Below are 12,262 nucleotides of genomic sequence, written 5' to 3' on the forward strand. Positions count from 1 at the left end.
GCCCGCGGAAAGCGTCCTACGAACAGGGCTTGGAGTTTGAGATTATGCAAAAATAACTGTGCCTAAGTCTCCACCATGGCATCTGAAGCTTTTCTGTGCGTGCGGCTACCGCCGCAGGGAGCGCCCGTGAACCGAACTGTGTTGTCTCTCGGCTATCCGGCTGCGCCTTGATCGTGATGGCCTCTCATGCACGCCGACGTGTTGGTACTGCATTTGCGGATATGTGAATAGTGCAGGGCTCGGGTGCCGTCCATGGCACTGGCTCAAACTTCGCAAAGATAATGGCGCACCGGAGCCCAAGGAAGGCCCGTCCAGCTATTCGCCGCTTCTTGGACGGCGGTCAGTCTTTCGGATTTCAGCAGCAGCCTCTAAAGCGACCTTTCCCGACGGCATAGCGCGCTTGCTGGCGTTCGCGAAAGAACTCCACATACGTCAAGATCGGCTGGTCTGGATGCGTCGCTCGCCTGTGCGCAACGTATGTTTCATAATCGGGAACGCCGATCATCAGACGCGCCGTGCGCGTGCTCCAATAACGGGCGGTTCGCATCGCGCTGGCGGACTGGTCGAATAAGTTCTGTAGATCAGGCATGGCTACCTCCCGCGGCTGCTCCAGCGAACCCGGTTTCCATAGCAGTCGGCTGCGGATTGCCCAGTGCTCGCCAGATGTTGATCAGGCCGTAGACCACTGTCGCAACGATCACCAATACGAACAAAGCTGCAAGCGATGCATCGACGTAGTCGTTGAAGACGATCCGGCTCATCTCGCCAAGCGTTTTTGCCGGTGCTAACAACTGACCTGCGGCGATCGCGTCGCCGTATTTGAGCGCGTGGCTGACGAACCCCACGTCCGGGTTCGGGCTGAATACCTTCTCGAGCCCTGCGATCATCGTGCAAGCGACGAGCCACGTGGCGGGCACAATCGTAACCCACGCGAACCGCTCGCGCTTCATCTTGAACAGAACGACGGTGCACACCGTCAGCGCAATTGCTGCCAGCATCTGGTTAGCGGTGCCGAACAGAGGCCATAGCGTCCAGATGCCACCCAGTGGGTCGATCACGCCGACGTAAAGGAAGTAACCCCACAACGCGCACGACAGAGCCGAACCTATCAGGTTGTTGGTCCAGGACGCAGTGTCCTTGAACGTCGGGACAGCGTTGCCGATGAGGTCCTGAATCATGAACCGCAGTACGCGTGTTCCAGCGTCTACTGTGGTGAGTATGAACAGGGCCTCGAAGAGGATCGCGAAGTGATACCAGATGCCCATCAGGGTACGGCCACCCAGGAACGACGACAGGATATGGGCCATGCCGACGGCCAGCGTTGGTGCGCCGCCGGTGCGTGACATGATCGAGCTCTCTCCGACGTCCTTAGCGATTTGAGTAATCTCGTCCGGGGTCACCACGAACCCCCATCCCGAGATGACTTGCGCGGCTTGCTCAGCCGTGGTGCCTATCAATCCTGCAGAGCTGTTCATCGCGAAATAGACGCCGGGATGGATGATGCTCGCGCCGATCATCGCCATGATCGCTACGAAAGATTCCATCAACATGCCGCCGTAGCCGATGAAGGCGATCTGCCGTTCGTTCTCGATCATCTTGGGAGTAGTCCCGGACGCAATGAGAGCATGCCACCCGGAAACGGCGCCGCATGCGATGGTAATGAACAGGAACGGGAACAGGCTGCCGGACCAAACTGGTCCGCTGCCATCGATGAACTTCGTGACGGCCGGCATCTGGAGCTCGGGGCGAACGATCATGATGCCGATGGCCAAAAGCGCGATGGTGCCAATTTTGAGGAATGTCGAAAGGTAATCGCGTGGTGCGAGAAGCAGCCAGACCGGCAGCACGGATGCGACGAAGCCGTATCCGATAATGATCAGCGCGAGTGTCTCCCCCTGTAGATCGAAGTACACGGCGAGCTCAGGCGTCTCGGACACGGTCTTGCCATAGATCAACGCTGCGAGAAGCAGCACGCATCCGAGCAGTGACATTTCGCCGACCATGCCAGGGCGGATAAACCGGCTATAGACACCCATTAGCAGCGCGATCGGTATCGAGCAGAACACCGCAAACGTTCCCCACGGACTCCCGATCAGAGCCTTGACGACAACCAGAGCGAGGACCGCAAGTACGATAACGCAGATCAGCAAAATGCCTATGCCGGCGATCGTGCCGGCCACCGGTCCCATCTCGGCACGCACAATGTCGCCGAGCGAGCGACCATCGCGCCGCGTCGATAAAAACAGCACGGTCATGTCCTGGACAGCGCCCCCAAACACCGCGCCAGCGAGAATCCAGAGCGTGCCCGGCATATAGCCCATTTGCGCGGCAAGCACTGGTCCAACCAGCGGACCGGCGCCGGCGATGGCCGCGAAATGATGACCGTACAACACGTACCGATTGGTTGGTACGTAATCGAGACCGTCATTATGGCGAACGGCGGGCGTCAGCCGCGTGCCATCGACCCCGAGTGCCCGCTCCGCGACGAACAAACCATAAAACCGGTAGGCGATGAAATAGATGCAGACCGCGGCGACGACCAGCCACGCGGCGTTGACTGTTTCACCTTGATTGAGCGCCACAATCGCGAATGCCACGGCCCCCAGAAGAGCGACCGCGATCCACAAGAGCTTCGTCTGGGGCGCACTTGGATTGTTAATGATATTCATGGACGCCTCCTGCGCTGCAGGAAGCCCAACCAGACAAGTTCACCCTGGCAGGGACCTTGATCGAGGCAAGAGTGTATTGGCTGGGCTCCTTCCGTTTCCCTACACCGAGCTTCAGGATTGGATATTTCTCATAACTCCCGATAGTTCCGTCTGACGTACAATTTTAGGATTATATTTCTTCGCTTCATGCGCAGTAAGCCTCTTGACCGGCGGGACAGATAATCGGGGCTCCATCAGGAGGCTGACAGCGATAGCGTTGCATAGCCGTTTCATGTGCTGATTTTCATTTCGGGATGGTCCGCGTGTGTCCGCCGAGGGCAAAGATCTCGCGAGAGTTGATTCTGAGCTGTCTCTGCGGCTGCAGCCCTCCGTAGACGTCAGAGGAGGTCCGGCGAACGTCCGCTTAGGAGGGAGGGCACGCGAACGTGCCAGCAGGCCCAGCGCGCTCTCGACCATACCAAGAGCGCGCCCCTGCCAAATCATTAGTCTGGCCCGTTTTTACCGAAGCTCGACAGCTGACGCGCCGGTTACTTGCCTGATATCCGAAAATACTCGCGGCGGGATAGCTTGGCTGACAAGTGGCGCAATTGCTTGGATTCCATACCGTGTGTGCCCCAACCGGTCGCTTGCTGTGCGCGGCTGGTCCAATCTACGACAGCCAGGTGGCGTTCGGACAGCGCGCGTCCTCCCGGTCAGGACGCGATCGATTATGCCGAACGCGATCCCTCGTCCTTTAGCGTAATCGGGCGCTGATATTGCGGGAGATGCTGGGCTGCGGGTGAGTTGCCTCGCATTCCTTGAGGCTAGCACGCGTCTCACTCCGGGACGGAGCTAACGCCGAGTTTCACTCTTCTGGCAACTCTGTGTTCTGGTAAGTCTGTCCGATTGACTACATCTTGCGTCGCCAAGGCACGTGCCGCAGATGGCACAACCAAGACTCGCTCGCTCCAAAGCGTTCTATGCTGCCGTTCAGACACGACATTCTCCCAGCTTAGGATAGGAACATCGAGTGCGGTTTACGAAGCGCCGTTCTTCCTCGTCCCCGAAGTTCAGAAGAATCCTATGGAAAATGGCCTTCTCCATTCGATCCTCCAATTTCTTAGGCCGGCTCGGGCTCGCGAATTTTGAGAACAGTCAATCGCCGAACTTCGCCAGTGCGTGTCTCCCACGTGATTGAGTCGCCGGCGCTAAGGCCGATCAGCGCGGCTCCTACTGGGGTGAGCACCGATATTCTGCCTTGGGCAATGTCAGCATCGCCAGGATAGACCAGCGTCAAAGTCTGGACCTTGCCGGTCGTATCGTCACGGAACTCAACCTCGCTGCCCATGCCTACTGAGTGTCCAGAGCGGACGTCCGCGAGGACGTGCGCACGTTCGAGCTCTTCAGCAAGAACCAGGGCCAAGTCCGGCATTCGCGTCTCTGCTGCCCGCGCCAGCATCGAAAGACTCTCGTAATCCTTCGCAGTAAGCGTGATGCGGGGCTTGATGTCGCCGCTGGCTGTTATCGCTTTACGTTGTGTCGTCATCTTCATCTCCTGTTGTCTTGCAAATGGTCATGTTGTTACCGCAGCCAGACCTAGCGGGTTCTTGAGCTTTGTTTTGGATTTAGGGCATAACCCTCATTCGCCGCGACACGGTCTTCCAGTCTTGGATTCGATACGTAGCAAGCCTGGCCTGGTGCACTCACACAAACCTCGCAAGAGAGCACCGATTGGCTTAGGGAGGCCTACCACCAGGACGGTGACCAGGCTCAACTTCGATCAATCTGTAAGGAAGGACCCCGAGCCCGGGATACGACGGGGAGCGCCGAGCTCGGACTAATTGCCCGCGATCAGAATGCCTGCGCGACAGAGGCCTTGGCGGAATGTCGAATGGTTCAACATGATGCCACTATACTTAGACATTCACTGCCAAAAGTCAAAGACGGCATCTCGCAAATCAAAGTCTGGCGCGCGTTCGATCTACCAATATAATTGATATCAACTGGCAACAATTATGGATTGTTGAAAGCACTACCAAGCATAAACTTGGGTAAAAGAAGCGTGCTCAGATTGGCGTGACGGTTCGCCTGTTTCAGCTCTGAGAGCCGCGCCAGTTTTCGTATTGCAGAATTATCGCCCGCGTCGATTTAACCAGCGACACGGAGCCGGACGAAAGCGGTCTAAGGCGTCCACGCGGTCCTACGGTTTGCTGCTAAATCATGAGGCAAGTGACCATCTGAGGAGATAGCTTTGCTCTTGAAGGTCATGACTGACGTTTTAGAGCAATCGAGTTTCGCAATGCTTGTTTGCGTGCTGATCGCAATTGCTAGCGGAACTCGTCTGTCTCTGCTTTTGCTGGCCACGCTAAGCGTGTTCTTTGTGCTTGGCGCTCTAAACACATGTCGGGGTTATGCCGCCGAGAGACATGGCCGGCCCGCCGTCAAACACTATCTCGACGCAATAGCAAACGTGCTCGTGTGCGTCGGCATCTATAGCATATTCCTTCTTTTTGGATTACGCGCCTTCTAGACGCTCCGCGGTCCCGGCGATGCGGTCTCTCCGCCATGGACATGACATCTCAACATCCGCGCTTTCGGCCGAGTAATGTCGCTTTCGCCTACGACGAACTCTCGACCGCTGCGTTACAGGACCTTCCTGTTTTTTGCGTTGAGGTAGAATGAGATCGGTTTCCTCCGATCTGAGACAACGAGTTTGGCCAGTCGTCCGTCTAAATTGGTGGCGTGTCATCGGCGTCATTTACGCGAGATCGTGGACAAGCAGAGGCCGGTACTGGAGCGGGGCGCTGGATCGTTGTCATTCACCGCAGTCCCTAATCGGCCGGTCGGTAGGCACTAGCCATGTCCTTGTATCAGCGGCAGTCGATTAGCGAGCTTTTAGTGCGCTCTTTGGCCGCAGTGGTGGCAACGTCAGCAAGAACTATGTTTGACTTGCTATGATCCACGCGGCTGAGATTGATACGCGCGTTACGCGGCTTTTCCTGCATGGCGGACGCTTGCAATCAGGCATTTAACCGGACGGTAGGATCGCGCCGTCCGGATTCTCTATTCATCCGACAGGCTGCTCCAGTGCTTCCTTGCGGGAGCTCGCCTCGCTTTACCTTGACGGAATGAGTGTAGTGATGCCTCTACCTTCCATCGCCTTGACCGCGTCCGACCATTCGCGCCTGAACAAACTCGCGCGCGTAGCTGCACAGCAGGGAGACACGGATGCGACGTTTCTGCTTGCTGAAATCGATCGAGCAAATATCGTCTCGGATGACGCTCGCGAGGTCAAATCACTCGTAACGATGGGCTCTTGGGTCACGTTCTGGACGAATTGGGGCATTCACAGACGCACGGTACAGTTGGTTTGGCCCGAAGACCTCACGTCCGATCCAGCTCAGGTTTCCGTTTCATCGGGTTTGGGGACAGCACTTGTCGGCCTCCGGGCTGGGGACCACATGCCATACGTCATCGCGGAAGGGATGGATGTCATCAGAATAGAGAACGTGAATCAATTCTAGCCGGGGTGATCCGCTCGCTCCGATGCTCCGCTCTCAAGCGTTGGTAGACAAAAGATCCCTTGACGACCCGGGACCGGCGACCGTGGGGGCCAAGAGGAGAGAATCCAATGGGCACGAACAAGGATGGCCGAAGGCATAAACGCGTGTTGTTCGGATCGCGCAGCCCGGCCCTTGACGTTGTGCAATGTTTACCTCGGAGGTACACGCAAAGTTTGTGGTTTGCCTCGTGACCGATCTCGGTAGGAACAAGGAAACCTTGTCATGAGAGATCTTCTTTCGGTCCTTCCGGTTGGAACCGGTGGTGCCTTGGGACATTCAACAGACTATGCAATCGGTTTGGCCAAAGCTAGGGGTTCTCATTTGACAGTGCTCGTGGTGGCGGACGAAGCGATCGGGCCAGCACCACAGGAACGGCCTGACACCATGCAAGGCGATATTGTTGATGGTCTGCTCATATCGGCCTGTTCCGGCTTATCCGCGCAGAAAGGCGAGCAGCTTGCCGCAGCCGCAAAATCTAGCGGGACGGAATGCACCGTTTTGTCGGCATCAAGCACATCTCCGAACTTTCGACAGCTATTGGTCGGGACAGCTCAAGTGCGCGACGTGGTCATCTTTGATGTTGAGGGACCGCTGCAACAGCCGATGCTGGGTTGGGTCGAAGCCATTCTCTTTGGCAGCGGCCGACCAATCGTTCTGGCGCCATTCGGGGGCCGTCCGGTTATCAACGGAACAATCGTGTTTGCGTGGGACGAGTCACGATCGGCTGTTCGAACCCTGCATGATATTCTGCCACTCATGATCGGATCACGAGATGTGGTAGTTGTTTCCGTTATTGACGACAAGCAGATTCGCAATCCTGGATCGGGAGATTGGATCTGTTCATATCTGGCAAGATGGGGCGTAACCGCCCGATTCCAGCCGATCTCGCGGCGGAGCGAGAAGGTGGGTGTCGACTTGCTTGACTTTGCAAGCCGAATGAACGCCGACGTCCTGGCAATGGGCGGGTTTGGACATTCACGCGAACGAGAGTTTGTCTTTGGAAGTGCGACACGCGATATTTTACAATCAAATATCGCGATTCCAGTCTTCCTCTCACATTAGAGCAGAGCGAGGACCATGACCTTCAGGAAGATGCTGGTTCCCTTAGCCGGAATTGACGAAGATGCAGTGGCATTCGATGCCGCGCGTCGGCTGGGGAGCAGGTCCGATGCGCATATCGAAGCGCTTCTTGCGATACCTGGGTCGGCAGCGCGCCTGGGATCATCGTCCATCAAGCAAGCTCACGAGAGTTCGGTCGAAGAGTTGAGGGCGCGTGGACGCGCTTCGTATCGGAATTGTTGTAGTGCATTGGACATATCAGATTCGGGTGCGGCATCTGCGCCCGGTTTTGTCGGCACGCCTCGTTGAAAAAGCTGGAAGCGAAGCTGAGCTGATCGCATGTCACGGGCGATTTGGCAGATCTCATTGTTTTGGCTCGTCCGGCGGTCCGTCAGCATGCTTGGCCCAACCTCTCGCTTGAGACAGCACTGCGCGAGCCTGGTCGGCCCGTGCTCCTCGTTCCGGGCCCTATCCACGAGTTAGGAAATCGAGTCGTGATCGGATGGAATGGCTCTGTCGAGGCGACGCGCGCATTGGTTTATGCTTTGCCGATCCTTTGAGGCGCCTCAAACGTTCTCGTAGTGACAGTTGGGCAACGCAGCGTCCACCCTTCTGGATCTGCGGTGTAGAATATCTCGGCTCTCACGGGATCGATGCGAAAAGTACGATCGTTTCTGAACAGGATCAGCCGGATGCTGCGCAATGCGAGCGTTCGTGTTTGGAACATGGGGCCGACCTGGTCGTTATGGGCGCATTCACGCGCCCAGGGGCCGGAATTCCGGTCTTCGGCTCAATGACAGGAGAAATGATCCAACAGGTCATCTGGCCAGTTTTCATGGCTCACTAGCTGCCTAACTGAATTCACCGCGAAGTCGCGTTAGTAGACTGAAGGCGGGTGAACATCAGATGGCGATCGGTTGGCAGCAGCCACGGTGCCTCATTTGCCGTCACCTTGAGTGGAGGAGCGACAAGAGGTGTTCGGCTCGGGCCTGCATTCCTCTCCTTGACCAATCCGTCTTTGTGGGGTGCGCGCACGAGGCCGCAAAGGTGCACTTTCCTGAGGTCGGCGAGTCGGGCGTAAGTTCGCCGGCCGCAGCAACACTCCTTGCGTCGAGCTTCTCTTGCTGTCTCGTGCCAGGCACGGCGAACTGAGCATCAAAGACGGCTTCTGTATGGTCGAAAATCTCTCGTTATTCCCCAGTTGCCACACGTATCCAGAAGCACAAATCCGGCTCAAGCCAAATTCGCTCGACACTCCCTCGCTCTCGAGATCAATGCCTTTCGTGATCGGGGTCAGGCCGGGAAGTAGCGAGGCAGGCTTCGAACCCTCAGGTCAAAGCGTGCCATCGTGATCCTTGTGACTCATCGGTCCAGTACGTAGGTCCCGGGCGCGTCATAAAGGACGGGGTATCCGGACCCGGTCGCACCCAGTTGGGGCGGAGCGACCGGCGCTCCTGATTGAGCCTCGAGCCATGCAACCCATTCCGGCCACCAGGACCCATCCCTCCGTCGCGCTCGTTCAAGCCACGCGTCAGGATCGAGATATCGATCTCGCACCCGCTTGCGTAAGATCCGGTACGTGCGATCGAGCCGATCCGGCGCAGATACGATACCCGTATTATGGCCACCCGTCGTAAGAAGAAAGGTAACGTCGGTGTCGGCAAGCAGATGGATCTTGAATGCCGACCGCCAAGGTGCAACGTGGTCCCGTTCGGTGCCCACCGCAAAGATTGGCGCACGGATGTCGGACAATGCGATCACCTGATCTCCTATCCTAAATCGCCCTTCGGCGAGATCGTTGTTCAGGAACAATTCACGCAGATACTCTGAATGCATACGAAATGGCATGCGCGTTGCATCCGCATTCCACGCCATAAGGTCGGTCATCGGAGTACGCTCCCCTATTAGATAATCGTGTACTATCCGAGACCAGATCAGATCCTTCGACCGCAGGAGTTGGAAGGCACCAAGCATCTGCTTTGCATCGAGATACCCCTGCGCCCACATCAGGTTCTCAAGAAAGGATACCTGGCTTTCGTTGATGAATAACGTTAGTTCGCCGGCCTCAGTGAAATCCTGCTGAGCCGCGAGAAAAGAGATGGTCTTGAGTCGATCGTCACCATCCCGCGACAGCGCAGCAGCCGCGATCGACAGAAGCGTACCGCCGAGACAGTAACCTACGGAATGGACTTTCTGATTTGGGGTGATCGCTTCGATGGCGTCCAAGGCTGACACGACCCCAAGCTGCCGATAGTCTTCCATGCTGAGGTTGCGATCATTGTCATCCAGGTGCTCCCAACAAGCCGTTGCGCAGGGATTCCTCCAGGAGATCATAAATACTGTGAAACCAAGCTCGATCAGGTAGCGCACGAGCGAGTTTGTTGGGGACAGATCCAGAATGTAGTATTTCATGATCCAAGCCGGTACGATCAGGATCGGCTCGGGCCTGACCTCATCGGTAGCCGGTGTGTACTGGATGAGCTCCATGAGATGGTTCCGATATACGACTTTGCCCGGGGTGATCGCCACATCGCGACCGGCCTGAAACGTCTCGGCGCCGATGGAGGGCTTGTCGAGAATCGTCCTTTGATAGTCGTCGGCAAAGTTTTGAAGTCCGCGTATTAGATTGGCGCCTCTCGTTTCCATCGTTCGCAGCTGCGCGATCGGGTTAGTAGCGAGAAAGTTCGAAGGCGATAGCATATCGAGGATCTGCCGCGAGGCGAACTCCAGGACATTTTCGTGCTGCTTGGTGACGCCCGGCACATCAGTTACGGCGTTGTGCCACCATTGTTGTTGCAACAGGAAGCTCTGATAGACGAGGCTATGCGGCCACTGCTTCCAAACGGCATCCGCGAAACGCTTATCCTGATGCAACGGCTCGATGCAAGGCTCGATTGCGAATTGTCCCAGCGGGGAACATTCGAGCACGCTCTGCCAAGCGAGCCGATTCCACAGGCGGGCCGCCTTGCCGAGTAGCTGCATCTGCTTGCCCGGCGAGAGGCCGAGATGCGCTGCCCAGTCCCAGTAGGCGATGGCCAATGCGGCCGGTGACAGGCCACCTGTCATCCGGGCGATCGTCGCATGTACCAGTCGGTCAGCAGAAGCGGCCGGCTGTTGAAGATATTGGCCAGCTAGTCGATCATTCAGCAATTCTGAAGACGTCGAACTGACATTTGCGAGATGTTGTGCTTTTTCCAAGCGAACTACGGCGGGGTCGGCCTTGGGCGGCGGTATGCTCAATGTGTTCGAAGAGGGGGTCATGTCCTAAACCTTTCCGTTTGCCCAGCAGGTCTGCCCTGATACGCAACGATGTCGGCCCGATGCTGCCGCGGTAGCCTCGCCGCAGCCCATGCATCCGCGGCGACACGACCTGCGTCGCATCACTTCCGGGGAAGTAAGACAGCGAGTGCTGTATCTGCTTGGATTTCGATCCGGACCAGAGCAATCAATGGCTCGGCAGAGGTCCGGGCTCAACCGCCTGTTTGAAGGCGGCCTGCGCGGGTCCGCATGAAAAGATGGTGCGGTACGGGGATCATATTCCAGATATGGGTTTGCGCGCCTTCTTTGTCAACGGGCACGACGCGCTTGCGTTCAGTCTCATTTTCTCGCCAGTCGACGATGATAGAAAAGTCGCGGTCAACAGGATCAGATCTAGAGTTGATGTCGTCCCGATAACCACAGCCGAGAGACGATTGACACGCGAACAAAAACTTTGTGCGCAATACGCCCTTATCAAAGCGACAGCCGTACTTGCTCACGCGACGCTACTCCGACCTTTCAAAAAGCTTCAAGCCATTGAATGGAAGAAAGAACCTTGCCGAGCGACTTTGCGTTTGCAGAAGCCGGAATACTTGCGATTGCATGACGGTGGGACTAGTCTGCGCTCTTAACCGGCAGATGCATGAGTCCCCTGTGATATCGGGTGAGCGCCTTGAGAGCGCTTCTGTTCGAGGCCGCCTTGGCTAGCATCGTCGTCGAGATCGCGGAAGCTTATGCAATTTCCCAAACCGAACGTGCGTAGATCTGTCCATGCGATATCTAGCGTTGATTACAGACGGTACGCTCGCCACGGGAGGAAGCGTATCGGAAGCAACAGCGGCGGCCGTTCAGAGGTTGCGAGCCTCTGGTCGCCACGTCATTTTAGCTACAGGCAGACGGCTCGACGATCTACTCACGATCTGTCCATTCATAGAAGCCTTCAGCTATGTCGTCCTGAGAACGGAGCTCTGGCGTATGAGCCGAGTAGCCGAGAAACCACATTGTTGGCCGAACCACTGCCTGATCGGTTTATCAAGGCCGTCCAAGATGCAAAGATCCCGATTGAAATTGGAACCGTGATCGTCGCCACACACGTGCCTCATCAGGCAAAAGTGCTTGAAATCATCCAACAACTTGGCCTCGAACTAAAAATAGTATTCAATAGAAGCGCCGTAATGGTTCAAGGGGCGGTTCCTTGAAGCCGTCGCAACATATGCTCAATTACGCAGGGAACAGGCCGCAAGCGCTTTGAATCGCGCGGCAAATGCGGCCACGGAGGCTGATGTTTCCTGCGAGACGATTCAAGTGGAGAACGAGCAGCCTCATCAAGGCATCATCGCAGCAGCAGAGGAAAAGGGTGCGATCTCATTGTCATGTCCTCGCACGGACGGAGCGAGGCTTTCCAAGCTGCTGGTCGGCAGCGTGACGAACAAGGTGCTGGCGCACGCTAAAACTCCCGTACTGGTTTGTCAGTGAATGTGCAGAACGTTTGATGGTCAATAGACACGCCGTCAGCCCGTGTTCAGGATAAAGATGTCGTTGCCGATTGCCGGACTGGGGCGGGGCGACGGCGCGCTATGCTACTTGATGGCGCCGCTCGTTATTCCCTCGATGAAACGGTACAGGGACGAGTTGTAGGCGATCGCCACCGGAATGCTGGTGATCAGTTCGCCTGCCAAGATCTCGCCCCAGAAGAAATGTCGCCCCTGATTAAATCCGTCGCGACGCCAAGCG

General features: G+C 56.7%; 9 protein-coding genes and 1 pseudogene. 5 read left to right on the plus strand and 5 right to left on the minus strand.

The window, feature by feature from the left end; translation table 11 throughout:
- Positions 1–355: 355 nt before the first annotated feature.
- From RX331_RS08665 to rnk, 3 genes are all read right to left on the minus strand, one after another.
- Positions 356–547 (minus strand): YbdD/YjiX family protein, encoded by a 192-nt coding sequence (locus RX331_RS08665; protein ID WP_317258064.1) that lies wholly within the window; start codon positions 545–547, stop codon positions 356–358.
- A 34-nt stretch (positions 548–581) separates the two neighbouring features.
- Positions 582–2,669, minus strand: coding sequence for a carbon starvation CstA family protein (locus RX331_RS08670; protein WP_317256175.1), 2,088 nt, complete (start codon positions 2,667–2,669; stop codon positions 582–584).
- Positions 2,670–3,768: 1,099 nt separating this feature from the next.
- Positions 3,769–4,194: a nucleoside diphosphate kinase regulator gene (rnk, locus tag RX331_RS08675; RefSeq protein WP_317256176.1), complete on the minus strand. Its 426-nt coding sequence runs from the start codon at positions 4,192–4,194 to the stop codon at positions 3,769–3,771.
- A 1,594-nt stretch (positions 4,195–5,788) separates the two neighbouring features.
- Between rnk and RX331_RS08680 the strand changes: the two genes are divergently transcribed.
- Both RX331_RS08680 and RX331_RS08685 read left to right on the plus strand, forming a co-directional pair.
- Positions 5,789–6,172 carry a GreA/GreB family elongation factor gene (locus tag RX331_RS08680; RefSeq protein WP_317256177.1) on the plus strand — a complete coding sequence of 128 codons (384 nt, stop codon included), beginning with the start codon at positions 5,789–5,791 and terminating at the stop codon, positions 6,170–6,172.
- Between the two features lie 261 nt (positions 6,173–6,433).
- The gene (locus RX331_RS08685) at positions 6,434–7,273 is read left to right on the plus strand and encodes a universal stress protein (protein WP_317256178.1); all 840 of its coding nucleotides are present in this window, start codon (positions 6,434–6,436) and stop codon (positions 7,271–7,273) included.
- 1,359 nt (positions 7,274–8,632) lie between these two features.
- Here RX331_RS08685 and RX331_RS08690 read toward each other — a convergent pair.
- Both RX331_RS08690 and RX331_RS08695 read right to left on the minus strand, forming a co-directional pair.
- A complete protein-coding gene (locus tag RX331_RS08690; protein ID WP_317256179.1) occupies positions 8,633–10,531 on the minus strand; it encodes a PHA/PHB synthase family protein in 1,899 nt (632 codons plus the stop codon).
- 209 nt (positions 10,532–10,740) lie between these two features.
- Positions 10,741–11,028 carry a hypothetical protein gene (locus RX331_RS08695; RefSeq protein WP_317256180.1) on the minus strand — a complete coding sequence of 96 codons (288 nt, stop codon included), beginning with the start codon at positions 11,026–11,028 and terminating at the stop codon, positions 10,741–10,743.
- A gap of 271 nt (positions 11,029–11,299) precedes the next feature.
- On the opposite strand from RX331_RS08695, the gene RX331_RS38700 reads away from it, so the two are divergent.
- The 3 genes and pseudogenes from RX331_RS38700 to RX331_RS38705 all read left to right on the plus strand — a co-directional run.
- The gene (locus RX331_RS38700) at positions 11,300–11,608 is read left to right on the plus strand and encodes an HAD family hydrolase (RefSeq protein WP_410708144.1); all 309 of its coding nucleotides are present in this window, start codon (positions 11,300–11,302) and stop codon (positions 11,606–11,608) included.
- Positions 11,533–11,727 carry a hypothetical protein gene (locus tag RX331_RS08700; protein ID WP_317256181.1) on the plus strand — a complete coding sequence of 65 codons (195 nt, stop codon included), beginning with the start codon at positions 11,533–11,535 and terminating at the stop codon, positions 11,725–11,727. Before RX331_RS38700 ends, RX331_RS08700 begins: the two co-directional genes overlap by 76 nt.
- A 25-nt stretch (positions 11,728–11,752) precedes the next feature.
- Positions 11,753–12,004 (plus strand): annotated as a pseudogene (locus RX331_RS38705) (universal stress protein); the annotation flags it as partial.
- Between the last annotated feature and the right edge of the window lie 258 nt (positions 12,005–12,262).

This window comes from Bradyrhizobium sp. BWA-3-5 (assembly GCF_032917985.1).
GTDB lineage: Bacteria > Pseudomonadota > Alphaproteobacteria > Rhizobiales > Xanthobacteraceae > Bradyrhizobium.

Coding starts and splice junctions, on each gene's coding strand:
- RX331_RS08665 (WP_317258064.1), bottom strand. CDS start 547: ATGCGAACCGCCCGTTATTGGAGCACGCGCACGGCGCGTCTGATGATC.
- RX331_RS08670 (WP_317256175.1), bottom strand. CDS start 2,669: ATGAATATCATTAACAATCCAAGTGCGCCCCAGACGAAGCTCTTGTGG.
- rnk (WP_317256176.1), bottom strand. CDS start 4,194: ATGACGACACAACGTAAAGCGATAACAGCCAGCGGCGACATCAAGCCC.
- RX331_RS08680 (WP_317256177.1), top strand. CDS start 5,789: ATGCCTCTACCTTCCATCGCCTTGACCGCGTCCGACCATTCGCGCCTG.
- RX331_RS08685 (WP_317256178.1), top strand. CDS start 6,434: ATGAGAGATCTTCTTTCGGTCCTTCCGGTTGGAACCGGTGGTGCCTTG.
- RX331_RS08690 (WP_317256179.1), bottom strand. CDS start 10,531: ATGACCCCCTCTTCGAACACATTGAGCATACCGCCGCCCAAGGCCGAC.
- RX331_RS38700 (WP_410708144.1), top strand. CDS start 11,300: ATGCGATATCTAGCGTTGATTACAGACGGTACGCTCGCCACGGGAGGA.